This is a genomic window from Dictyobacter sp. Z7_2 (genome assembly GCF_057551105.1).
In genome coordinates this window covers 4,759,946-4,784,345 of record NZ_BAAJPE010000002.1, presented here as the reverse complement: position 1 = coordinate 4,784,345, position 24,400 = coordinate 4,759,946, and the positions used below count along the sequence as shown (strand labels likewise).

The window sequence follows — 24,400 nt, the reverse complement described above, 5'->3', positions numbered from 1 at the left end:
ACCTGAAGACGAAATGAGGAAATAGATATGCAGAATGCTTCTTCACCATCACCTCGCTCAAATGATGAAACCGATACATTTGAGGATGTCGATAGACTATTCAGCAAACTTGAAAAGATCAATCCTCCTCCCGATATGGTTGCTCGCATTATGGGAGCGGTCGCGAAATTGCCATCGCCTCAACAGCTACAGAAGCTCCAGAAGCAGGGCGCATTAACCGATCAGGATGGCATGACCGTCTGGTACGATGATAAAGAGCCTTCTTAATGCAGCATCCCGGGGTGAAAAGATAAAGAAGTAGCGGCGACACAAAAAGAGCGACTAGCCAGCAGCGTAGTCGCTCAGCGTCTTGAAAGACGTTCTCTATTTGATGCAGAGAGTTGCACAATCAGGCGATTTGTTCAGAGAGTTTGCCGGTAGAGACCAGCCAGCGGATAAATTCCAGGCGACGATTGGCAATTTGCGCTTGACTCTTCTCTTTCTCAGAGTAAACCTTACGAAGCTTACTAAGCTGAACAACCTCCGTCTCAGCAAATCCACCCTTACGCAAAATTTCTCGATCTTCATAGCGGTCCATCTGGTACCTCCTGCGGAACTAACAAGAAAAGATCTAAGGTGTAGGTGAAAGCGGCAACATGCGTTCGATGCACTTCAGCAGGGCCGGTAAAGGATAGGGTTTCGATAGATGATCTAGCGTCTGACGCGTCTCTTCACTCTGACGCAAATATTTACGGACGCTACTCACGGAACTTGAAGTAATCAGAACAGGAATGCCAGCCATGGCACGTAAGGCCTGTAAGACATCCCAGCCATGAATATCTCCGGGAAGTTCAAGATCGAGCACCACTAAATCTGGAAGCGCGTAACGCAGTCTCGTAATGGCTTGCTCACCACTATGGACAAAGTCGACAGTATAACCGTGGGCCGTTAAGATATCAGCTTCCAACGTGGCTAACGTCAGATCATCTTCGACCACCAGGATAGTTTGTTTCTGCGGCTGCCCTCCATAATGTTGGTCGGCGGTTTGCGCGGCTTGTCTTGAGTCCGAGAAGCGCGGCGGGTGCGTCTGATCAGCTTCAGGCGACCACTCCAACGCATTCTTTTCACCGCTCTCTGATGATGCGTTCGCAGCACGGTTGTCATGCATGACCTACATCCTGCTTCCGCTGGCTACCAAAGGATCTACAAAGAACATCGTCATCGCCAGGACAGAGGATCGTTTCTCTCTACGTTCAACTGCGACGTATGCGATACTTCCTCTCTACGTAGAGCTTACCTGATCAGGCGTGAGAAACACGTAAAGATTATGCGCCATCTGTGAAAACCGTGTGAAATTAGTTAATGATACTCCATTTCTCTCGTCACAGACACAGAGGCTCTGATCAAAGATGGTCACAGGCAGCAGGAGAACATCACCAACTCACCTATCCATAAATCCTCCTCTCGAGAAGAAAGCCAACCTTTCTCCCTCCCATTTCGTACAAAAGAAGAAGAAATTCTATCGAAAGGATCAATTTATGCCACTTCAGATAGATTATGCAGCCATTGCTCTCGATGCTCTTATTTATAATTTGATCATTGCGCAGATCGTTTTTATCGCCATCGTTGTAATCTCCGCATCCGTTGCCATCTATGTCGACCTCAAGGTCTGGCGCAAGCAGCGGGATGCAGGTGCCAGGAAACGTTGGTATACGCGTCCCACGTTCCTATTTTGTCTCGGGGTCACGCTTGGCATGATCGCCATTTTCATCGATTCAGCAACCACCACGCACTTTTTCCCAAATACGCTCTTTTGGAACGCACTCGACATTCTCCTGCTCCTGATCGTCCTGCTCCTCATCCTGGGAGGCTTTCTGACCGCCGTGCTCAATACCAGAAGAAAAGCATGAACACAAGAGATCGTATCCCATCGATACCTCTTGTGATGGGCATCAAAATAGCTTATGATGTCTCTCTATGATTTCAGGAAAGAGAGAGAACACAAGCATAGTTATGCAGCAAATCGAAGAAAAGCATCCTCATGGAGGCGATTGGCTCCGCGAGATTGTATTTGGCCTCAATGATGGCCTGGTGACCACGCTGGTCTTCTTGATGGCGGTTAGTGCCACAGCCATGACGCATCTACAAATAATCGTGCTGGGTGAGGTGATGGCCGGTGGCATCTCAATGGCACTGGGCGGCTTCCTGTCGGCGCGGACAGAGCAAGAGGTACGCGATCATCAGATAGCGATTGAGCGCTATGAGGTAACACATGAACCTGATGAGGAACGCGCCGAGCTGCGCAGTATCTATGAACGGAAAGGTTTCCAGGGACCGCTATTGGATCGCGTCATCAATCATCTGACCGCCAACGAGGATCGCTGGCATATGGCAATGGTCCACGACGAGCTAGGAATTGTCGAGGACACACGCATCAATCCCTGGCTACGCGGCATCCAGATCGGATTATCATTCGTCATGGGAGGGCTCATCCCCTCAATCCCCCTCATCCTCTCCTTCCCCAACCAGCAATGGTGGGCCTATGGACTCACCGCCATGACCGCGCTCAGCCTGGGAGCCATCAAAGCCCGCTACACCAATAAGGGACCCTTGAGGGCCGGCCTCGAATTTCTGATCGTCGTCACCATCGGCACCCTGGCCGGCGTAGCCCTCGGCATCCTCCTCCACACCCAGTAGCTTCGGACGCTACTTTTGCTTAATAGATTGCTTTATTCATAAATTGTGATATATATCACCTTCAAATTGTGTCGCCGCTCATAGTGTGTACTACATTTCCAGGATAGAATGTCCCCATTAGAGATGCATCTTATACACAATAATCTCTAATGGTGCAGGTTCCTGGGTTGCACGCTTGTCAAGTTAGAAGATGTTAAGGGGCCTGGATCTTATAGCAGTTCACAGAACAGTATTATCGTTATCAGAAAGGTACATCAATTATGAAACTTTTTGCTTCTTCACAGAATGCGAGCAGCGATACAATGCAAAATACGGGTATTGAGCTCAGCGAGCAGGAGCTCGGCGCCATTTCCGGCGGCTGTGGTGGCAGTTGCGGCGGACATCAGGACCCAATCATTCCTGTTTTCCCTGGCGGACAGGGTAACTACGGCGGTGGAGAGAATATCAGCTTTGTAGAAGGCATCGGCATCTGGTATCCCCTGCCACGTCCCTGCCATCCACATCATCGTCATCACTGCTGCCACTACTAAGCGCAGCTCATAAATAAACAGGCATAGTCTCAGCCCGAGTAAACAAGCAAGGTCACAGAGGCGCATCATCTGGTCACGATCACATTATCAGTAAGACTATGCCTGTCTGCCAAATCACAACGCAGATCGGCACGCGCAAGCGGGCAAGACTCAGCGGACGGTCGTGCCGCGCAGGAAGGGACGGTATCCAGCTGCCGCGGCCAGGCGCAACGATGCGCTATTGGTAGCCAGAGCGCTGTAGATGGGGACAAGTCCTGATTGAGCAACCAGTTCAGCCCACACGACCGTCGCAGCCAGAGCATATCCTTTCCGGCGTGCGTCTGGCAACGTATCGATGCCCAATTCGCACGCCTGCTCCGTGCGGCGAGAGCTATGGGCCAGGCTTACCAGGCGTCCAGCATCTATGACGCCAATCAAAGGCTGGAGTGCAGAATAGGTATACTGCTCCGCCTCTCCAGGATTAAATTCCTCAAGCAGATCTTGATCGGCATCTGTGAGTTGACACGTGATACGATGCGCCGTGGCGAGATCAATAACAGGAGATTCTATCTGATGCAGAGCTATCTCACGCTGACTATTCGGCTCATCAGCAGCATGCGGAGGCAGTGCCAGAGCACGATCTCCACGTTGGCGTAACTCATCGCGAGCGCTCGCCGCGACATCGGGACGCCAGATATGGAGACGTTCACCAGTTAGCAGTTCGGCGACATACAACTTCCACACAGGCTGCTCACTTGTCGGGAGCACCAGACTATCATCCTCAAGGGCGGCAGGAAGTTGAATACCCCATACAGCCTCAAGATGTAAACGTACAAATGCCCGATCAGAAAATGACATAAAGTATCCTTCCCAAATAGACCCAACCTTGCGTCCATTTTATCATAGATTCACCGATCAAGAGATGAAAGCGGTATGCTGTAGAATCTCCTGAGCCAAGCGCGCTCCGTCAATGTTGATCAAAGGGAGCGCGGGATATCTCCGCTGCGTTGCCGGGTTGGCAGCCTGCAGGACATTAAAGCGCTCAATGAAGACGGTATCGGTGCCTTTGTTGGTAACCAGACAGCCAAGAGCGCGGTTATCTGCACTGATGAATTTCCAGATCGGATACGCGGATGCCGTGACACTGGTAGAGGAAATAGTTGTACTGACACGATAAATAGTGCTACCACAATTAGGATCATCATAGTAACTGTCGCCCGATTGATGCGTGGCAACCTGCCAGTGATTGTTTTGCCAGCCAATACGCAGGCTGGTGATCTGTTGCTCGCCTTGCTCCTGGGAGATCACGACCTGATCTTTTGCAGTTCGTGACGGATCAGAGGCGGTATAGCTCCAGGCTGTCCGCGTGACGACCGCAACGTTCCAGTAATGATAGCTGCTTCGATCGGCCCATTGTATCGTACAGAAATGTCGACAATCCTCGCCGGTCGCAGGATAGCTACAGCCAGCCCCAAAGCGATATCCCTGGCAGTCGGCAGCCTTGTGAGTATCCGTATCGAGCACAAACGACTGCGTGGCTTGCATCGGCTGCGTGGCCATCTGAATAGGAGCAGCGGTATTAGCGCGATATCGCTCTCCACGGGCGACGGTGGTCGTGGAGGTCAGCGTCTGAAGATAGGCTCTGGTGGCAAGATCGAGATTCTCCTGTTGCTCCCGCGATAACATCTGAAACGAGAGATGCGTGGAAAATGCAAGGACAAAAGCTTCATCCTGAGCGTCCGTCTCCAATTTCGTCACCTGACAGGTCTGGTCCGCTTGTGTCGCTTGATAGGGAACCACAAAGCTACAGGTCAGCGCAGGAAATGGTGTCCCCTGCCAGCGTAGCTGATGTCGTCCCCTGGCGATAGCCAATGGAGGAAGACCGTCAGGAATACCATCATCGATCGTTGGAACCACTGCAAGCGCCCGATTATCCAGCCACCAGGTCCCCCACGAGGGAAGCAGTTGCAGACGAAAGTAGTTCATATCCGGCGAGATAGTTGAAGGTACCACAGATCCATGAGAGGGGACCCCCGTGTGATAAAAATTATTTACGAGCGCAAAAATAAGAAAAATCACACACACTCTGCGCACGATAGAAAATGTTATACGTATGCCGGGCCGCGCCAACCAATGCCACAAACGAGATGCTTTTTTAGCCAATCAGACCACCGTCCTACGAGAATCACTTCATATATTGTAAGTGAAACCCATCAGATGAGCAAGGCAGCATCTTTTACGAGGGTGTGATTCATTAACCGTGTAGCGTCGAACGCTTGCGTGCGACGTCCCACTCGACGCACGACCGAAGGCAGCAGACAGGCGACACTGTACGCGTGCCACCCTGTTCAGTTGGGATTCGGGGTGTAACATGGTCACCGTTGCACGTGGGCGTGGCGCTTGCCAACTGCCGTTCCGGTCGTGCGTCGAGTGGGACATCGCACGCAAGCGTTCGACGCTACGGTGTCCTCGCTTCGCTTGAACTTTTGCTGCAAAAGATGAGTCCCGAATGCGCTTCAATCCCAGGCTGTGGACAAGAACAGGCCGCTCATTGCATGAGGTCGGGCTCCGCTTCTAGCGTTGTTTGTATCAGAGAGCCAGAGTAATTAGCTGAGATTGGCTCAAGAGCATGATTCCCTGTGGGAAGCGAATCGATCGATGAGATCCGTGGCCTGATCGGCCTGCTGACACTGATGCTGTCGGTAAGGGAGCGCTGCAATCGCGCTGATTTTAACAGATGAGTGGAACGTACTTGATGGTAGATATGTACATACTTTTCTACCATTGCTTGAGCTGAGAAATTTTGCTGAACATGCACTCGTACACGGTGGCGATCAAGCTGATCAACGCGTTCAAGCGCATCGATCATCTCCGGCAAAGTGTTCACAAGGTAGCCGCTCTGGCCGTCTCTAATGATGGATGGCGCGGCTCCCCGCGCAAATGAGATCACCGGACATCCGACAGCCATGGCTTCAATCATGACCATACCGAACGGCTCCTCCCATTCGATGGGATTAAGAAAAACGCGTGCGCGACTCAATACATCAACCTTTTGTTTCATGCTAACGGGGCCAATATATTTAATTTGACCACCATCGATCTGTGGGCTGATAATACGCTCAAAATAAGCGATGGACATAGGGACATGCTTGTCAATCGTACCGGCCAGGATCAGAGGTAAACCAGTTGCTTTCGCGACCTGTATCGCGAGATGAGCCCCTTTTTCGGGCACAAAACGTCCCAGCCAGACAAGATAATTCTCTGGCCGCTCACAGGATGGTTCGAAATACGACATCTGCAAACCATGGGGAACGACTCCCGCAAACTGAATCGGATATGTTACTTCGGCGCGAGCAGTCTCACTGATGGCAACAAAAGGAACTTCTTTCATCCACTCCATATAATAGTCATCCGCATCGCCACACCATGACTGATCTCGATCAAAGGGGAAACGACTGTGTAATGTGGTAACCATTGGCGTCGTCAATTGAGAGGTCAAAGGAAAGGTATACATGTCGCCGCTCGAGGATAAATGCGTATGCACGATGTCAAAGCTATGATTTTTGATGTATTCAACTGCTTTATAGGTATGATAATAGGCCTTTAAGTTCGCCTGCCAGGGGGTTCCACTGTCGATCAATGATCGAGGGAAAAATGAGACAAGTTTGGCTGATGTTTTTGCATCTCCAGCCGCAAAGAGGGTTACGTCATGACCCTGGGCCACCTGCTCCTCTACTATCGTATAAATGACGTTCTCTGTACCGCCGTAATTCTTTGGCGGGATGGCAATCCAAGGGGGTGCAATATGAGCTATTTTCATAGAAGACCTTTTCCTTCTTTCATTCTCAAAGTTCAATGCTACATAACAACCGCTTCAGGTAATCGGCCCCTACTAGTTATACGCTTACCTTCCAAAAGAAAGATACAAACGCAATGCCCACGATAGCATAAAGAAACTCATCCTGGAGGGAAACAAGTTACAAAATCCTCGCCTGTACAACGCTTCATTTTTTGGTATGAGCACAAATAATGCTCAAGAACCTCTTAAACCTTACCGAGGAAACACCTATCGACTGGCTTGCAAAGGCGTTTCTGGCATTTGCATTTCAGTTGATCCATCAAATATACTTCTTACTACAAGCACAGATATTTTTCTTTCATGTTAAGGGAGAGGATTATTCTTGCACGTGGGAGTACATCTTACTCTATCATATGTGCAGATTATGTTTTATACGTATTTTTTAGAATTGTCACACGTGAATATGCACATAAAGAAATTATAGCACATTCATAGCAATAGGCAAATGACAGCTATACATACATACTCACGTATTGACATTTAGAAGAGAGGTAGAAATGTTTCTTACTTCAACCGATACGACCAGGATCGCTTATGATGTACAGGGCGAGGGGCCAACTCTGCTGCTTTTTCAAGGCTTCGATGAGATGCGTCAGATCTGGCATGACCTGGGATATGTTGAACGTCTAAGCAAGCATTTTCGCGTGATTACAATGGATCGTCGTGGTATCGGCGAAAGCGACCATCCAGAAGATCCCAAAGCCTACACGATAGAGAAGATGATGGCAGACGTCTATGCCGTCGCCGACGCCTGTCAGGCCGCCACATTCCTCGTCTGGGGACACTCCTTCGGGGGCACACTGGCACTTCATCTGGCCGCACGCTCCGAGCGCATCACGCGGGCCATCGTTGCCGGCAGTTTCTTTGGACGTATCTATTATAAAGAGCGTATCGATCAGATTACCGCCGATCTGCGTGCACTCGATAAAGCGCAAAAAGAAGGACAACTTAGAGAGCTCGGCATGGCTGCGGAGGATATCCGCTGGGTGGAAGAACGTCATCTACCCGCTTTGATCGCCTGCTGGCAAGCGCTTATCAACTGGCCGATCCTCGACAATCCCCAGGATATTCGCTGTCCGCTCTACATCTACTCCGGCACCAACGACCGCCGCATCACCAGGCCGCTGCTCTCACGTCAGGATGATATCGATGATGCCGGCATCCTGTTACGCATCTTTGATCAACTCGACCATAGCCAGGAGATCAGCGCCATCGACACCGTCTACCAACCCGCCGTAGACTTCCTGCGTGAAACCAGCCCATCAGCCACAAAAGCATAACCTCTCTCTGTTTATATGAAAAAGCGCTCAATGGAAGGAGAATCTCTTTCCATTGAGCGCTTTGTTCGTTATCCGTTGTACTAACAGACCTTGTCTGTGCCTTGCGGAATATTGGTGCAGATATCTTGTTGCGTCAGATATCCACTTTGGATAATAGTTTTTTCGATGTTGGTAGCATCAACCGAGATCGGTTGATCCAAAATTGAGGGAATATTACCATTGTCAAAGGTAACGGTCAACTTTCCGGCGGTGAGCGACTGGGTGCTTGATCCATCATGGATAGCTTTCACCAGATCTCCCACTGATTGTGCTTCTTTCGTGGCTGGCTTGTAGACGGTCATACTTTGATAGCCCGCCAGGATGCTGTTAATACCAGCAGGAGTGGCATCCTGACCAGTCACGAGCACTTGCCCCTTGCCATATCCAGCGGCTTTCAGGGCAGTAATCACGCTTCCCGCCATACCATCATTGGCAACATAAGCGATCTGGATATTGTTCTCAGAGAGCACCGTTTCCATTTCGGTCTGTGCAGTACTATTAATCCAGTCGGGCGTAAAGGTCTCTTTTAAGTTGATTATATCGTGCCTTGCCAGCAAAGGATCAAGGACATTATGCATACCAATGCTAAACAAAAGCGCGTTGGTATCCGTCTGCGAGCCGCTGATGGTGGCCATGTTGACGGCAGCCTGACCAGGCCTGGCATAGGTGAGATAATTATTCTTGATATAGAGAGCCTGGAGCGCTCCCACTTGAATGTTATCGAAGGAAACGTAGTAACTCAGATCCTTAGATTGGATCAACCGGTCATACGCGATGACTGGTACGTTCTGAGCTTTGGCTTTGGCAACAATATTGGCGGACACAACACTATCATGAGGTGCCACAACCAGAATACAATCGCCAGCCGCCAGATCATCTTCAGCCTGCTGGAGCTGCTTCGCAGAGTCAGCATCAGCATTAGCATAATCGATATGAACGCCGGGGATCGCTTCATTGATCACCCTGATCAGGTTCGGTCGGTCACTTTGTTCCCAGCGCACCGAACTGGTGGTGTCAGGAAGCAAAATACCGACGCGCATGCAGCCCTTACCAGCATTCCCCGAGACAAGGTTTCCACCCGAGGAACTCGTACCCGTGTCCCCGATTGCGCAGGATGAGAGAAGCAGGCTCACAAGAAGCAGGCTGGCGGTGAAAAGAGATCTGAAGTCACCTTTACGACGAGAGTACATCATTATTTCGCAGTCCTTCCTTCGTCATTTCCAACGATTTGACGCAGCTGCTTGATAACCGTTTGCAACTGTGCCGCAGCTTCGTTGGCCGACGTTGCTCCTGAGATCAATTGCTCGGTCACTTGCGAGGCAATGCGGATGGCAGTTGAGAGACTTTGACTGCTTCTCTCCTGATGCACTGCAACCTTCTCAAGGTATTTGGCAGCCTCAAGAATCTCACTCAGATGCCGTCTGGCCTGCTTCATATTTCCTTCTTCAAGGTTACGCGTCAGCTCACCACCGACTTCATCCAGTTTACGAGCCGCAATACTCGTCGCTTCGGTGTAATACTGCACCGATTGCAGGGCCGTTTGCGAGGATTCTACAATCCATTTCTGCTCGGTAGCCGTCACCTGTTCTCGTGCCGCCAGCGTATTTAGCATCTCACTACTTCCACTCAGCAGAGTGGCCGATTGCAGAATTGGTCGCGTAATGTTACGTCCCAACATGATACCGACAACAGCTGCTAATAACATCACGATGGCCGCAATGACGACCAGATAGACGTCCTGCTGAGTAGCCGGACCAGTAATCGAGCTCACAGGCCGCAGTTCCACAAAGGTCCAGGGAACCACAACCGATTTCACTTGATACGCCTGATAGCTCTGATTCTGCATGGCAGGCTGAAAGCTCCAGGTCGAGGAGGTATTGGTATCGTCACTCTGGTACTGTGCCAGCGACGAATCAGCTACCTCAGTGACTTTCCCAAGTGTGCTGTTTCCGTATAAGTTCTCATCATTAATGCGCTGTTGCAAGGTAGGACTGATCGTCCCAACGGAGCGGAAAAGTGCCTTCGGAAAAGTAGTTAAGGTCGCATCCGGATTCGTATAAGCGATCCGTACCCCATTGCCATCAACCACCATCGCATAACTGCCCGGCGCGGTGTTCGACTCGTTATTGACCGCCGTCCATAGATCGCTGAGATACAGGGTCGAACGTGCATATCCAAGCAACTTTGAGTCTGTTGTTTTTGAGTCAGTTGTTGTGATAGATGCATAGATATCTACATATGCAGCACGCTTTGTAACATCAAAATAGACATCCGAAATAACCGATTTATTCGGGGACTGAAGCTGCTGCTCGATCGCAGGAGGAATCTGATACTTTCCACGTAGCGTCGGAACGTTTGGATACGAAAGCTGTACCTTACTCTGCGTGTCAAATAGAGTCCAGTCTCCATAGTTCGCATCAAGCGAATTACCAACTTTGAGTTCTGCAATCGCCTGATCCTTATACAGCGCCTGACCATTCAGATAATTTTGGATAGCCGCATAACGGCTGATATAGTCGAGAGCCTGCACACGCGCCACCAGTAATGCATCGATATCTTGCATGTGTGACTGCGCATCGTTATTCATCTGAGTCGTCGCCTGATTGATCAGGGTTGGACGCAAGATCATTTCGCTACCAAATACGGTAATTCCCAGCGGAATAATTACCGCCAGGACCAGTAGCAGTGAAAACCTTGCAGTCAGCGTGATACCTCTGCGTGATGAAGGGAACACCTTTGATGAAGCCATAGACTATTTCCTTTTCATACATTTCACCCATAACATATACACTTATACATGTATCAACTCGTCAATGAGGTCGCCGGGCACAGAATAAGTGGAAATCCCTGCATCCTTACAGGATCGCATTCTGTTGGCACAGATAGGATAAAAATAATGATCCCGCATCGAATCTCCTAGCCAAATTCTTCTGTCGCCTCTATCTCATTCGCTGAAGAGATGAAGGTTTAAATTAATAATTCATAGCAATAGATAGACCTTGTGTACAATATACCGCAAACCAGTAGTCGCGTATAGTACCTATAGGACTTGTGGTAGTCTTTTCAAGAGGGCTGGCAAGGTCTGGTAGAAGGAAAAACGCCTTCTTACCTGCTCAGTTGTGTGAGACAGATGACTTTCAATATGACGACTCATGTTGCATAGGATAAAATAAATGGGTCGTTTGTCCCATTCGTCAAACTAGCACTCCTGATATACTCCATACAAGCGCGGAAGAAAGCGTATCAAGAAATCGTATGTATCAAATATATACAAATGATATTATTCCTACAGTATATCGGAGCAGAATATTATGGCTTTTGCAGATACATTTATGGCACACTATACATCGAAACATGTGCATCAATCGTTCCAGACCGAGCGAACACTACGTCGTACGGCGGCTGTCTCACTCCTCTTCTGTATGCTGACAGGATTACTTGGTGCCCCCTGGGATGGAGAATGGCATGCCTATGTCGGTCGCGATTGGTTCTGGACGCCTCCCCATATTCTCATCTACACCTGTGTCAGTGGTGCTGGCCTGATTGCTCTCAGCATGGTCATCCTGGAGACGTTACGCTATCGCAGAAAGCGTCCCGGGGTTGACGACAGCTCGACAATCTCTCTGGGGCGCTTCTTTCACGCTCCACTGGGATTTTATGTGGTCGGCTTTGGTGCTCTGACCGCTCTCTTTGCTGCTCCCTTTGACAATTACTGGCATCAACTCTATGGGATCGATATCTCTCTCTGGTCCCCATTTCACATTATGGGAATTAGCGGCTGCTTCATTGGTACACTGGGCATAGTATACATCTTCGCGTCAGAGATCGCCATAGAGCGTCGGATAGGAACAACGCAAACACGCCGGCTGGGTTTCACATGGATCGAATGGTGCACGCTCTATACTATCGGCAGCTTGCTCAAACTCACACTCAACGGTTTTTTGCTCTTTCCAGTCATTGAGATGGGACTGTTACGCATTCCGACCTATCTGCTACCAGCGGTCGCCTGCGCCGGTCTCAGCCTGTTTGGCTGCACGTTTTTCATCAAGCGTCCTGGCGCAGCCAGCAGCATGACCATCTTTGTCTGTCTGGCCTCGTTTGCCACCGAACTATTCGTCCCATGGGCAACCAATCAGCTCGTCATTTATGATCACCTACATTATCGTATCCCCAATGTCATACCACACTTCGGCCTGAACATTGCACTCATGCCACTCTTCATACTCCCATCCGCGCTGGCACTCGACATCTTCGTCTACTGGCAGCAACGCCAGGGCAAAAACATCGAGAGCAATCCACGCATGCTGTGGCAACTGGGTCTACTCACCACACTGCTGGAAATCATCCTTGCACCATGCATCATCATGGAAAGCATCAATCCCTGGCAAGCCTTTCTCAACATGCCCAATCTGCTGATTACGCCGGACCTGCGAGGCATCACCACACTTATTGCACTACCGGTCATTCTGATCATGGGCATCCTGGGAGCTCACTGGGGAGCCAGTCAAGGACGCGTCTGGCAGCACAACGAGCAGTAATCTTTACAAAAAATGAGTGCCATAGCACATAGCAAAAACTTGAGAGGATCTCATCATGCGCACATTGCTTCTACTGCTCATCAGCTTCGGCGGCGTCTGCCTGGGCATCATTGCATGCTGCTCGTTTGCGGCCACACACGCAGAAGCCAGCGATAACGCATCTGGCCGCACAACGACTGTCCAGGCGGGCGCATACATCGTTGACATCACATTATCAAGAGACACACCGCAAACAGATCAGCCGCTCAGCGTCACGATCGTTCCCCACGCTCACGGGCAGCAGATCCATGGACAGCTTATCGCAAGTCCAGGACCTGGTACCGATGCCGCAAACATCTATGCAAGCTTGCAGCAGCTCAATACCCAACAGAATAGCCTCTCAGGTTCGCTACGCCTATCAGTACGGGGCGCCTGGCACATTACAGCTCAATTGGAGGGAGCTCAAGGTCCAGGCAATGCCAGCATCGATGTAGTCGCAGCAGCTCCCGGCGCCATGCCTGTCTGGCTGGCCTGGTCGATCGGGACCGTGCCATTCTTCGCTCTCCTGGCCTGGAGCGGATCGCAGTTCCTCTCCCGAAAAGCACAACACCAACCAACGTAGCGTCAGACCCAAGACCATTGAATCCAACAACATCCTTCCAGCGTGTTTCATCCGGCAACGGAAGTGGCCTGACGTAGACACCATGCGCCAGGGAAGGGTAGCGGACGCGATCGAAAAACTGTCTTTTACCCACAATGCTCTTGTGAGTGCCATAGAATATCAAATTTTCCCTTTTACCCGTAAAATTCTCAAATGTAGCACAGGGGTTTTACGCCCCTGTGATTTCCCATTGCGTCAAAGCACCTCCATTGATTATATTGCCGGGGAGGCGCTGGGAGCCAAATATGGTACATGAGTGGCATGGGTACCTCACAGGGGCGTAAAACCCATAGGTGCGAACGTAAGCGATCACAACCTTTTCTTCAAATTTTTTGTGTGTGAATTGCACTTCTGTCTTTATATACCGCAAATGTAGCACGAGGGTTTTACACCCCTGCGAGCTCCCATTGCTTTAAAGGCCCTCCATTGATTATATTGCCAGGGAGGCGCTGGGAGCCAAATATGGCACATGAGTGGTATGGGTACCTCACAGGGGCGTAAAACCCCTGTGCTACATTTGCGGTATATTCATATGAAAGATGTAAAAATCATTATTCCATCGCTTGCATTTCTGTTCTGCTGCCCGAGAAAGATATGGGTAAAAGACAGATTTTCGATCGCGTCCGCTACCCTCCCAGGCTGCATTGCTTGCCCGACAGGTCACTTCGTCTCCACTTTTCGCGCCGTGTGATTGAATAAGTTGGATTCAATGGCCCAAGACCTGATGTTTCGGCTCATACGATGCACGTCCCCAATGCCACATCATTTGGTCTCGATGACCTTTGACACAGCCTCTAGCGGTGCAGTTCCACACATCCATCTCAAACTGCTATACTAGACAAGAAGACAGAGCAAATATCTCCCTGCATTCAAACATTTTTTTGGGGATAACATTTTAGAAAGCAGAATACAGAGATGCAATCACACGATGCGCACGTTCCACTGGATGATGGCTTATCCTATCATATCGAGGACAATCCCGAGCAGCCGGAGCGTTATCTGTCCATGGAGAGCGATGGGCAACACTTCCAACTCACGCGACAGCAGACTCTGGCGCTCTTGCGCGTGCTACTCGATGATCTACCGAAGCTTGTGGGTGTTGATCTGCCACGGGACCGCAGTCTCTATGGGATTGATCTCATACGCCGCTTTCACCGCTCGACGGATTGGTTGGCAAGCTGGTCACAGAGCGATCTGACAGAGCCAGGGTTCCTCAATGAGGCGCATGAGCAATATCAGCAGGCCTACGAGCAGCAAGAGGAGATGCTTGAGTTGATCGATGAGTGGCAGGTCACTCTGGAGCAGGAGTATGGAAAGATCGAGGAGGCTGCTGAGGAGCTCGGACTCATCCTCGACGATCTGAGCGAGCAGCCCGAGCTTGAGGATGAATCGGATGACGAGGATAACGAGGACGAGACTTAGGACAATGGTTCTGGGATCTCGATCCTTTCAAGCGGCTGCTCCGACTTCGATTGCCGGTCATCGCTGACGGCACGAGCTAAGAGCGCGGCACAGAGGCTGAGGACGACGACAAAACCAAGGGCAATGCGCAGACCTACAGCATCGGCCGCAAAGCCGATGACCGGTGGTCCGACCAGGAAGCCAAAGTATCCACAGGTCGCGACTGCCGCGATCGCCGTCCCCGAGGCCTGGGTCGAGGTACGACCGGCCGCGCTCAATGTCAGAGGGAATGTGACAGACAATCCGACACCAACCAGTCCAAAGCCGACGAGAGCCAGCGGAATCCAGCTTACCACCAGAGCGATTGTCAGTCCTAGCGCCGCAATGAGTCCTCCCAGCCGCACCATATTCCTGGCACCAAGCCGTAGTGTCAACCGATCCCCAATTCCCCTACCAGCAGCCATCATAATGGAAAAAGCAGCGTACCCGGTTGCCGCCAGCGCGGCTCCCGTGTGCAAGGTCCCATTGAGATAGATGGCACTCCAATCTCCAACCGCGCCCTCACTGAGGACAACACAGAAAGCCACCAATCCAAGAGCCAGCATGGCACGTGAGGGCAAAGCAAAAGTGCTCTCTGTCCCCTGAGCATCAGAGCTGGCAGGGAGAAGAAAGCGAGCAAGCACAAGAAAGAAGAGAGCACAGCAGAGCGAGACACTCAGAAAATGTATCCAGAGAGGAAAACCCAAAGAGGTTACGACGCTCGTAATAAATGCGCCGATCAGACCTCCAAGACTAAAGCAGGCGTGAAATGCGTTGAAGATGGGGCGACCATAACGTTTCTCGACAACCACACCCTGAGTATTCATAGCTACATCCATCGATCCATTGCTCGCCCCAAAAAGGGCAAGCATGATGACCAACACAGGAAGCGTGGGCGCAAGCGCCAGCAGAGGAAGCATGATACAGAGACAGATGGAGGCAATGATGGTGATGGTTCGACTTCCAAAGCGAGCCGAGAGATATCCAGAGAGATTCATCGCGACCAAAGCTCCGATCGCTACTCCGAGCAGCGCCAGCCCAAGCAAGCCAGCACTGAGCATAAGCTTGGCCTGTACTGCGGGAATGCGCGTGGCAAACGTTGCGATAATCATCCCATTCAAGAAAAATATAATGCTTACCGTGATCCTTGCCGATCGTGGTACAGGTATCCCTATCTGCTGCTGATCTCTTAACATACGACTTTCCCTCATAAATGCACTTGACAATCCACAAGAACCCGCATAAACTTGCAACACACCAGAGAATACACGCAAAGACACGCAAAGTCAAGCGCATATCAATAAATAAATATGGCGTGTTGCGCGCATAATAGCGCAGACATGGCCTCAGATCTATATATTCATGCGGGATGGAAATGTACTATGCTAAAAGAAGAACGTCAAAGAGAGATCATTAACCTGTTACGTTGTGATAGTAAGGTACTGGTCGCCGACCTGATCAATCGTTTGCATGTCTCCGAGGATACTATTCGGCGCGACCTGAACGATCTGGCTGAAGAAGGAATACTCCAGCGCGTGCACGGAGGAGCATTACCGCGTGTCCCCTCCCTGCCATACGAGCAGCGAGTCGAGGCATCTAATGTGTCCAAGCAAGCAATGGCTCAGGCAGCGGCCAATCTGGTTCGTGATGGTCAACTGATTTTTATGGATAGCGGGAGCACTATTCTCGAAATCGTCGCCTATCTGCCTGCTAATCTGCACGCAACCATCGTCACCAATAGCGTCCCCGTAGCAATAGCCCTGATGAGTCATTCCACCATCGAAGTGCATGTCCTGGGTGGACGACTCAAAAAAGAAGCTCAGGCCATGATTGGCATCCCTGTGGTAGAAGCCTTAAGACATCTACGAGCCGATCTGTGCCTGCTGGGAGTTTGTGGCTTGCATCCTGAGATAGGCATCAGCATGCTTGAACCCGAGGAGGCGTACGTCAAACAGACAATGATTGAGCAAGCCGCCGAGGTGGCCGCAGTTGCGGGAGCGGCCAAACTTGGAACAGCTGGTCCCTACGTGATTGGCCCAATTAGTTCATTGACCTATTTGATCACCGACAATTCGATTGAACCGCACGAGCTCGTACCTTATCAGCAACAGGGAATCACCGTCATACGCTTGCCTCTAAATTGAATACCTTTAAAGCATTTAATGTCAATTATATGATGATAAATCCCAAATACAGCACAGGTACTTACGAAGGTGGGTTTATCATATTATTGTACCTTTTTATCGATAAAAATGTTAATGTATTTCATATCTGAATGAAAGGCTGTATATCCCTCCCACGTTTCTTGAGATGCGCCTGTAGTTCTCTGGCATATGCAAAGAGAGCAGGAACTCCGCCTGAGTGAAGTAACAGAATATGATGTCTGGTTGACCAGCGCCCTGCTGCCTGATGAGCCAGAAAACCTGCCATCATTTTCCCTGAATAAACCGGGTCAAGAAGAATCCCCTCTGCCTGCGCCATCAACATGATGGCATCCAAGCACTCCTCAGTTGGATCACCATATTCCTGCCCAATGAACCCGTCATCAATCTCAAACACGCCACGTGAGCGTTCTGGATCGCGATCAAGCAGACGGCAGAGTTCTATCCACCAGATTTCGAGCCGCTCATAACAGGCGCTCTGCTTTTGATTGACACTGATACCGATTAAGGGACAAGTAATCCCCAACTCTCGGAGAGCAAGCAGTAGCGCAGTGAAGATACCACCCGTTCCAAAAGGCGTATAGATCGCATCCACATGGAGACCTTGCTCTCTTATTTGCTGTACTATCTCTAGCCCGCAGCGAACATAGCCCAGACAGCTTTGTGGGGTTGTACCGCTCACCGGAATCACATAGGGTTTCCGCCCTTGCGCAAGCAATGATTGACAAATGCTCTGAACAGAGGATTCTAAGTCCCAATGACTGGATGCTTCGACAAAATGCACCTGTGCTCCCATTAAATAAACAGCCAGGAGATTGCCTTGGAATGCTTGGTGCTGGTCGTGGCTCAAAATCACCACACAATCCATACCAACCTTGCGAGCAGCAGCGGTCGTCAATCGTGCGTGATTGCTTTGGGAACTCCCACTAGTCACCAGGGTATCAGCCCCTTGTGCCAGCGCTCGTGCCACTTCGTATTCTAATTTGCGTGGTTTGTCCCCACCCAATGCTAGATCGGTCAAATCATCCCGTTTGATGAAGAGATGCGGACCGAGCTTTGCACTGAGTGATGGCAAGGATTGGAGGGGTGTAGGCAAGCGTGTCAGAGAAATACGCGGATAGCGCTCTAAGGCCGCTTCGAGTGAACCCTGCCCGTTTCTTTCTTGTTCATTCAAATTACTTCTCCTTTATTTTATGGCCATCGTGTATATGCCAAAGTGAATTTGCTCATTTTTACAGATCCGTACGTGAGAACATGCACACGCCGGATAGCGCAACATAGAAGCGTCAATGGATCTATCAGCTATTAAGCTGAGGTTGCCCCTATGACAAAAGCGAAAAGGATAATCAGGAGTACCAGAACTGCTATAGTGGCAAAACGATAGTCTCCTTCGTACAAAAAAGCGATTACCATGAGAATGACCCGCAGGACCGGCAGCATGATAATAATAGCAATACCCACAGTGACTAACGGCAAGCCACCGCCAATAGACAGAACAGGTCTTTGGCCCAACCAGGACAACACAAGCCATGCTGCAATAATCGCTGAAGCTATCCATATTCCGTAACTCAATACCCCTGCCAGAATAAGGTCAAGTCGAGTAGGTTTTCTCTGCTTGCTGTTTATCATTCTACTTCTTACATCCAATAAATATTGAAAGCGCTAAAAATCATTTCAGCCGAAAGAATTACAAGAATCATGACAAAGAGCAAGCGGATTTTCTCATTTGAGAGAGCCATAAGTATGCGTGCGCCAAGGATGGCGCCAACAACCGAACCTAACGCAACGGGACCAGCAATTGAGTTAACAATATCACCACGTACAAAATAAGCACCCGCACTGGCGGCCGCCGTCACACCGATCATAAAATTCGAGGTTGCCGACGAAACTTTGATCGGTAGACGAAGTATAGTGTCCATGGCTGGAATTTTGAGTACACCACTACCAATACCCAAGAGGGCCGATAGAAGACCCGCCCCATACATGAGTAGCAGACCCACAGGCAGGCGTTGCACCCGATAAGGTATATCACAGCCAAGTGCATGATTGGGGTAACTGGAATCAAGCCAGCGTGCCCACGATTCTGAGGAAGTTTCCAGAAGCAGGATCTCAGGTTCCTGGTGCCGGGACAGCATTTGCTTGGCCGAGAGTAACAAAACAACGCCAAAAGTAAAAAAAAGGAAGGGAACTGGAATCCACCCGGACAGAAAAACCCCGGTTAATGCGCCAAGTGTTGTGCCCGTTTCCAGAACGATAGCAAGACGAACATTTGTCAGGCAACCTTTGAGAAAAGGCGCAGCACTGCCACACGAACAGGCAATCACAGAAATAATACTAGCGCCAATAGCTAGATGTATGTCGATATGGGCAAAAGTTGTCAGAATTGGCACGATAAAAATGCCACTGGCCATGCCCAACATGCCACCTAGCATACTGGCACCTATTGAGATGGCAAATAGCCAAAGCACACTTCCTGTTGTTATCTCAAACATCGTTCACCTGTATTTTTTTCCCTGCCCGACGTGCTAATTGGGTCACAAAACGAATTTGATCACCTCTGTAGTACAGCTTTTCGTAGTCGACTGGCCGATTTCCCACGGTGTAGGATGTACGCTCAATAAGAAACATTGGGCTGCCAACTTCAACACCAAGCGCGGCTGCTACAACGGTGTCGGCTGCTATCGCTTCCAGTTGATATCTAGCTTCTAATAATGGGGTATCATATCTTTGCTCAAGCAAAGAAAAAATGGGTTCTATCGCAAGATTTTCGGCCATGATCTTCTCACCCAAATCTCGTGGAAGGTAGGTCTCGTCAAACGAAATTGGAATATCATCAGCCAAACGGACACGATGAATTTGCACAACTGGTGTTCCTCCTGGTAATACTAATTGACGCGCTACCGCATCGTTTGCCGCGATAATTCGCTGACCAAGAACCCTCGCTGTCGCCTGTCGGCCCAGCACCTGCATGTCCTCGACAAAGCCAGTCAGTTCGGTCAGTTCTTGAGTGATCTTGGGATGTGCGACAAAGGTGCCTTTGCCACGCCGAATCTCGACAAGATTTTGCTGAATCAAACTCTGAATGGTTTTCCTGATCGTTGTTCGACTAACTTCAAACTCCTCAATCAAATCATCTTCTGTAGGTAACTTGCTGCCAAGAGGCAATTTGCCACTGGCAATTCGCGAGATGAGGATGTCCTCAACTTGAGCATACAATGGTATGCGGCTATTTTTATTCATAACGATATAGTAACATAATGACGTCATTATGTCCAATAAAAATGTTCCTCGGAAGATCGATGCTCTACTAACCAGTGTAATCGGAACCACCTCCTTAATAAGCAATCACAATCTTTTCTTCAAAAAGTGTGCACATTATATGCACCTTAATATTGATATAAATTAAATGCAGTAAGAAACGTACAATACAATGCAAAAATCCGAGGAGAATCGCAAAAACTAGGTATTTCACCTGATAGACGTGCCGCTCAAAGTGTCGTATGCTCAAAGTAAAAAGAAAGGATATGAGAAGCTATGCGCATTCGACCTTTTTTCTGGCTGATCCTCTTTGTGACATGCGGGAGTGTGCTGGCTCTGGCATGTATCTATCAGCCGTATGTGCCCACAATGTTGCAGATCAGTGTGGGACAGCAGCAGTTTGTGGCTGGCGGCCATTCGAGTCTGGAGTTGAGTCTGACCGATCCAAGTGGGAAGCCGATCGATACAGCTCAGGTGATCCCGAGCGCTCGGATGACGAATATGGATATGATCGCACAGCAAAGTCATGTGAAGTCATCGGGAGGCGGGACCTACCTGATCGATTTCAATCTCGATATGGCTGGCCCGTGGGCGATCACGATCCAGACGCGGGCACCGGGCTTTGCTCCACAGCAGAAGACGTTGCAGGTGATGGTTGACGACGCTCATGCCGTGTCATATTATGCGATAATTTAACCAGAGCGCTCAGCGGTCGAGCGCTTGCAGTAGATGTCGCTAGAGCTGAAAAGAAAAAGTATGCGTCGTGTGGTGAGCAGAATCTCTCAGAAACTGGACAGTTGGTGGAAACGATGGAACCTCTCGCTATTCGAGAAGGTCATTCTGGTGAACAGTCTGATGCTGATCGTAGAGGCTCTAGCGGCGCTGTGGGTCACAAGCCATCAGCTTGAGAGCCATCACTATTTAATCGACACGATCTTTCTGGTCGCAGCCGCACTGATCATTCTGCTGACCAACATTGTCATTCTGCAAGCCACCTTTCGTCCCTTATTCCATCTCCTGACCACGATCAGACAGGTGGGGACGGGACAACATCAGACGCGAGCGATCATCCCCAGCACTGCGGGCGAGGTGGGTGAGCTGGCTCAAGCGTTCAATTCGATGCTCGATAGCCTGGAGCTGGCTCGCCGTGAGCAGACCCGTGCGATTCTGCAAGCTCAGGAGGACGAACGCAGGCGGATCGGGATGGAGCTCCACGATGAGGCCGGCCAGAATTTGACGGCGTTGCTGATCCATACCGAGGTGCTGCATCGACACTTCCGGCTGCTCTCTGAGCAAGGACTCTCCGAGCGCTCGCAGCAGACGCTGGATACCGAGTTTCAGCAGTTAACGCACCTGACACAGTTATCCCTGGAGAATGTGCGCATTCTGGCGCAGCAATTGCGGCCAAGTGTCCTCGATGATCTAGGGCTGCTGGCCGCGTTCCGCTGGCTCGGCGAGGATAGCGAGCAACGCCTGCGCCTGCACGTCGATCTCGATATTGATCTGCCAGCCCTTGAGCCGATCATAGATAGCCTGCCCGCCAGCCACGAGACAGCCCTCTTCCGCATCGCGCAGGAGAGCCTGACCAACGTCGCCCGGCACGCCCACGCTCAGGATGTCCTGATCGCTCTCACTGCAACATCCAACCAGGTGAGCCTGACGGTGATGGACGATGGACTCGGCTATCAGTGCGCCAGGCAGAAACCTGGTTCGGGTATCCTGGGGATGCGCGAACGTGCCAGCTCGCTCGATGGACAGTTAAGCATCACATCAGAGCCGGGACAGGGCACCATTATCAAAGCGGTACTGCCAGTCCCATCGTTACCGTGAAGCCTGCGTTATCACAAGAGGAGGAACGCTCACTATGCCACAGAGGATAAACGAGTTGTCCGAGCAACAGACTTCTGCGAAAAGCATCCAGATCCTACTCGCCGACGATCATGATCTTCTGCGTCAGGGACTCAAGTTGCTCTTCGAGACGCAAGACGACATCTGCGTCATCGGAGAAGCACGCACCGGCCGCGAAGCGATCGAGCAGACCAGGCTGCTGGCACCTGACATCGTCGTCATGGACATCAGCATGGCCGACATTGATGGGCTGGAAGCCTGCCAACAGATCCGCAAGAGCTATCCAGCCACACAAGTCCTGATCCTCACCATGCACGAGAGCGAAGAATACTTCCTCAAAGCCTTACGTATCGGAGCCTCCGGCTATCTCGTCAAAAAAGCCGCCCCCGCCGAGCTCAGCCTGGCGGTCCGCACCCTGGCGCGGGGAGAGATCTATCTCTACCCCGGACTCGCCAAAGCCCTCATTCGCGCCTATGTCTCCACACACGCCCAGACGGCCACAACTATAGGAAATACGCCCCGCCAGGAGCAGAGGCGTGAGAAAAGCGTCTCGCTCGCCCAGGCCCTGACCATCCTCACGCCACGCGAAATCGAGATCCTCACCCTCGTGGCCGCCGGACATACCAATCAGGAGATCGCCGATCAGCTCATCATCAGCATCAAAACCGTCCAGGCCCATCGTGCCAACGTGATGGAAAAGCTGGGACTGCATAATATCACGCATCTGGTCCGCTTCGCCATTCATCACGGCCTCATACCGGCGACGCCTGAGCAATAAAAAGGAGGTGTAAGGGCATAGCGGCGGCGCTGCTGCCATGTGCCTCTCTCACGTTCACACGACCTGTACAAACGTGCCCAGCGCAAGAATAGCATAAAAGGCGCAGAGGAGCAATCCTTCGAGCCAGGTCGATTCACCATCGAGGCAGACGAGCGCGTAGATGCCGGCGACCAGCGCAAACAGCGTGATTTCAAAGAGCGAGAAGGTAAGATCTAAGGGTGTGCCGACCAGTGGGCCGACCAGGACAAGGAGTGGGGCCACGAAGAGCGCAACCTGGATCGATGAGCCAGCGGTAATCGCCAGCGAGATCTCCATGTGGTTGCGGGCAGCCGAGGTGATAGCGGAGAAGTGTTCGGCGGCGTTCCCTACGATGGGTAGGACGATAAGTCCAACAAATAAAGGATTTAGTCCGATCTGTTCGGTCAAGGGCTCGATGGAGCCAACCAGAATTTCACTGACGAAAGCAGTAACGGCCGTGGCGGCCGCCAGGACGACCAGAGGAAGCCAGAGCGTCGTTGTCCACAGCGTCGGCAGTGTAGCCAAAAAGTTCTTCTTCTCGGCATGCACAGGTGCCTTGCTCTCTTCGGAGGTGGGAGAGGCTTCTGTACTCCTCACAGCAGGATTGCTCTCCTGATGCGTTGTATCTCCTTCTGCCTGCGCGGTATGTCCTTTTTGAGCGGGGAGGGCGCCAGTTTGCACGCGTGAAACTGTCCGCAGGCCAAAAATCGAGGAAGCGATATAAGCAACGTAACAGAATAGCAGGACGATAGCAACGCCAACGCTGAGTTCCTGTAAGGAAGCGCCACGCACGACATCAGCGCCGGGACGAGCGCTCTCCCCCACAGTCGAGAGCAGCGCGGGAATCGAGAGGCCAATCACAACCAGAGCCAGCATCACAGAATACTGTCCGGCGATACGCTTATCAAAGACCTGCTGGCGATGACGCCAGCCGCCAATCAACATGGATGACCCCAATACGAGCAGGATGTTACTGATGATAGAACCAGCAAGCGAGGCAAGCACAACATCTTTCAAGCCAGCCGCCAGCGCGGTAATACCAATAATGATCTCAGCAGCATTGCCAAAGGTGGCGTTGAGCAAGCCACCAATGCTATGTCCCATCCGCTCAGCGAGAACCTCAGTGGCTGCACCGATCAGGCCCGCCAGAGGGACCAGTCCCAATGACGCCAGAGCGAATGTGACGAGTGGCGGTGCATGCAATACTTCGGCCACCAGAGCGACCGGAATGGCTACTAAAAGGGATAAAATCCAACGATTCATCGTTTTTAACAATCTCCAATTTCTCTATTACAATTTTTTCTATGACAGATGTATCAAGATCCTTGCCAACGCCTCTTTTGACCAGAGGAAGG

Annotated in this window: 25 protein-coding genes; 12 read left to right on the top strand and 13 right to left on the bottom strand. The window is 50.8% G+C overall.

Annotated features, from left to right (window positions below; translation table 11 throughout):
- The first annotated feature begins 27 nt into the window (after positions 1–27).
- On the top strand, positions 28–267 hold the full coding sequence (locus AC27N8_RS33415) for a hypothetical protein (RefSeq protein WP_487073705.1): 240 nt from the start codon (positions 28–30) through the stop codon (positions 265–267).
- 121 nt (positions 268–388) lie between these two features.
- On the opposite strand, the gene AC27N8_RS33410 is transcribed toward AC27N8_RS33415, so the two are convergent.
- Together AC27N8_RS33410 and AC27N8_RS33405 are read right to left on the bottom strand one after the other, a co-directional pair.
- Positions 389–577: a hypothetical protein gene (locus AC27N8_RS33410; protein ID WP_487073703.1), complete on the bottom strand. Its 189-nt coding sequence runs from the start codon at positions 575–577 to the stop codon at positions 389–391.
- A 33-nt stretch (positions 578–610) separates the two neighbouring features.
- Entirely contained in the window at positions 611–1,147 is a 537-nt protein-coding gene (locus AC27N8_RS33405; protein WP_487073701.1) for a response regulator transcription factor, read from the bottom strand.
- 370 nt (positions 1,148–1,517) lie between these two features.
- On the opposite strand from AC27N8_RS33405, the gene AC27N8_RS33400 reads away from it, so the two are divergent.
- The 3 genes from AC27N8_RS33400 (at position 1,518) to AC27N8_RS33390 (ending at position 3,206) form a co-directional block, all read left to right on the top strand.
- A complete protein-coding gene (locus tag AC27N8_RS33400; RefSeq protein WP_487073699.1) occupies positions 1,518–1,889 on the top strand; it encodes a hypothetical protein in 372 nt (123 codons plus the stop codon).
- A gap of 103 nt (positions 1,890–1,992) precedes the next feature.
- Positions 1,993–2,676 carry a VIT1/CCC1 transporter family protein gene (locus tag AC27N8_RS33395; protein WP_487073697.1) on the top strand — a complete coding sequence of 228 codons (684 nt, stop codon included), beginning with the start codon at positions 1,993–1,995 and terminating at the stop codon, positions 2,674–2,676.
- A gap of 260 nt (positions 2,677–2,936) precedes the next feature.
- Positions 2,937–3,206 carry a hypothetical protein gene (locus tag AC27N8_RS33390; protein WP_487073695.1) on the top strand — a complete coding sequence of 90 codons (270 nt, stop codon included), beginning with the start codon at positions 2,937–2,939 and terminating at the stop codon, positions 3,204–3,206.
- A 150-nt stretch (positions 3,207–3,356) separates the two neighbouring features.
- Here AC27N8_RS33390 and AC27N8_RS33385 read toward each other — a convergent pair whose 3' ends face one another.
- The 3 genes from AC27N8_RS33385 to AC27N8_RS33375 form a co-directional block, all read right to left on the bottom strand.
- A complete protein-coding gene (locus tag AC27N8_RS33385) occupies positions 3,357–4,043 on the bottom strand; it encodes a GNAT family N-acetyltransferase (protein ID WP_487073693.1) in 687 nt (228 codons plus the stop codon).
- A 57-nt stretch (positions 4,044–4,100) separates the two neighbouring features.
- Complete coding sequence (locus tag AC27N8_RS33380) at positions 4,101–5,264, bottom strand: hypothetical protein (RefSeq protein WP_487073691.1); 1,164 nt, start codon at positions 5,262–5,264, stop codon at positions 4,101–4,103.
- 469 nt (positions 5,265–5,733) lie between these two features.
- Positions 5,734–7,005, bottom strand: coding sequence for a glycosyltransferase family 4 protein (locus tag AC27N8_RS33375; RefSeq protein WP_487073689.1), 1,272 nt, complete (start codon positions 7,003–7,005; stop codon positions 5,734–5,736).
- Positions 7,006–7,541: 536 nt separating this feature from the next.
- Between AC27N8_RS33375 and AC27N8_RS33370 the strand changes: the two genes are divergently transcribed.
- On the top strand, positions 7,542–8,324 hold the full coding sequence (locus AC27N8_RS33370) for an alpha/beta fold hydrolase (RefSeq protein WP_487073687.1): 783 nt from the start codon (positions 7,542–7,544) through the stop codon (positions 8,322–8,324).
- Positions 8,325–8,404: 80 nt separating this feature from the next.
- Here AC27N8_RS33370 and AC27N8_RS33365 read toward each other — a convergent pair whose 3' ends face one another.
- On the bottom strand, positions 8,405–9,556 hold the full coding sequence (locus tag AC27N8_RS33365; protein WP_487073685.1) for a sugar ABC transporter substrate-binding protein: 1,152 nt from the start codon (positions 9,554–9,556) through the stop codon (positions 8,405–8,407).
- Positions 9,556–11,112 (bottom strand): cache domain-containing protein, encoded by a 1,557-nt coding sequence (locus tag AC27N8_RS33360; protein WP_487073683.1) that lies wholly within the window; start codon positions 11,110–11,112, stop codon positions 9,556–9,558. The genes AC27N8_RS33365 and AC27N8_RS33360 overlap by 1 nt, the downstream gene beginning before the upstream one ends.
- Positions 11,113–11,674: 562 nt before the next feature.
- Between AC27N8_RS33360 and AC27N8_RS33355 the strand changes: the two genes are divergently transcribed.
- The 3 genes from AC27N8_RS33355 (at position 11,675) to AC27N8_RS33345 (ending at position 14,963) form a co-directional block, all read left to right on the top strand.
- A complete protein-coding gene (locus tag AC27N8_RS33355) occupies positions 11,675–12,901 on the top strand; it encodes a hypothetical protein (RefSeq protein ID WP_487073682.1) in 1,227 nt (408 codons plus the stop codon).
- 55 nt (positions 12,902–12,956) lie between these two features.
- Positions 12,957–13,502: a hypothetical protein gene (locus tag AC27N8_RS33350; protein WP_487073681.1), complete on the top strand. Its 546-nt coding sequence runs from the start codon at positions 12,957–12,959 to the stop codon at positions 13,500–13,502.
- Positions 13,503–14,456: 954 nt separating this feature from the next.
- Positions 14,457–14,963 carry a hypothetical protein gene (locus AC27N8_RS33345; RefSeq protein WP_487073680.1) on the top strand — a complete coding sequence of 169 codons (507 nt, stop codon included), beginning with the start codon at positions 14,457–14,459 and terminating at the stop codon, positions 14,961–14,963.
- Here the strand turns inward: AC27N8_RS33345 and AC27N8_RS33340 are convergent.
- A complete protein-coding gene (locus AC27N8_RS33340; protein WP_487073679.1) occupies positions 14,960–16,177 on the bottom strand; it encodes an MFS transporter in 1,218 nt (405 codons plus the stop codon). The genes AC27N8_RS33345 and AC27N8_RS33340 overlap by 4 nt on opposite strands.
- Before the next feature lie 186 nt (positions 16,178–16,363).
- On the opposite strand from AC27N8_RS33340, the gene AC27N8_RS33335 reads away from it, so the two are divergent.
- Positions 16,364–17,125 carry a DeoR/GlpR family DNA-binding transcription regulator gene (locus tag AC27N8_RS33335; RefSeq protein ID WP_487073678.1) on the top strand — a complete coding sequence of 254 codons (762 nt, stop codon included), beginning with the start codon at positions 16,364–16,366 and terminating at the stop codon, positions 17,123–17,125.
- Between the two features lie 121 nt (positions 17,126–17,246).
- On the opposite strand, the gene AC27N8_RS33330 is transcribed toward AC27N8_RS33335, so the two are convergent.
- From AC27N8_RS33330 to AC27N8_RS33315, 4 genes are all read right to left on the bottom strand, one after another.
- On the bottom strand, positions 17,247–18,317 hold the full coding sequence (locus tag AC27N8_RS33330; protein ID WP_487073677.1) for a 1-aminocyclopropane-1-carboxylate deaminase/D-cysteine desulfhydrase: 1,071 nt from the start codon (positions 18,315–18,317) through the stop codon (positions 17,247–17,249).
- Positions 18,318–18,448: 131 nt separating this feature from the next.
- Positions 18,449–18,715: a DUF1634 domain-containing protein gene (locus tag AC27N8_RS33325; protein ID WP_487073676.1), complete on the bottom strand. Its 267-nt coding sequence runs from the start codon at positions 18,713–18,715 to the stop codon at positions 18,449–18,451.
- 65 nt (positions 18,716–18,780) lie between these two features.
- Positions 18,781–19,635, bottom strand: a complete 855-nt coding sequence (locus AC27N8_RS33320) for a sulfite exporter TauE/SafE family protein (RefSeq protein WP_487073674.1) — start codon at positions 19,633–19,635, stop codon at positions 18,781–18,783.
- A complete protein-coding gene (locus AC27N8_RS33315) occupies positions 19,628–20,410 on the bottom strand; it encodes a GntR family transcriptional regulator (protein ID WP_487074804.1) in 783 nt (260 codons plus the stop codon). The genes AC27N8_RS33320 and AC27N8_RS33315 overlap by 8 nt, the downstream gene beginning before the upstream one ends.
- Positions 20,411–20,677: 267 nt before the next feature.
- Here AC27N8_RS33315 and AC27N8_RS33310 point away from each other — a divergent pair, with 267 nt between their 5' ends.
- From AC27N8_RS33310 to AC27N8_RS33300, 3 genes are read left to right on the top strand one after another with little or no spacing between them, the layout of a single operon-like run.
- Positions 20,678–21,097: a FixH family protein gene (locus AC27N8_RS33310; protein WP_487073672.1), complete on the top strand. Its 420-nt coding sequence runs from the start codon at positions 20,678–20,680 to the stop codon at positions 21,095–21,097.
- A 60-nt stretch (positions 21,098–21,157) separates the two neighbouring features.
- On the top strand, positions 21,158–22,231 hold the full coding sequence (locus tag AC27N8_RS33305) for a sensor histidine kinase (RefSeq protein ID WP_487073670.1): 1,074 nt from the start codon (positions 21,158–21,160) through the stop codon (positions 22,229–22,231).
- A gap of 34 nt (positions 22,232–22,265) precedes the next feature.
- Positions 22,266–23,027, top strand: a complete 762-nt coding sequence (locus tag AC27N8_RS33300; protein WP_487073668.1) for a response regulator transcription factor — start codon at positions 22,266–22,268, stop codon at positions 23,025–23,027.
- 54 nt (positions 23,028–23,081) lie between these two features.
- Here the strand turns inward: AC27N8_RS33300 and cax are convergent, their stop codons facing one another.
- Positions 23,082–24,308, bottom strand: coding sequence for a calcium/proton exchanger (gene cax, locus AC27N8_RS33295; protein WP_487073666.1), 1,227 nt, complete (start codon positions 24,306–24,308; stop codon positions 23,082–23,084).
- Positions 24,309–24,400 lie beyond the last annotated feature (92 nt).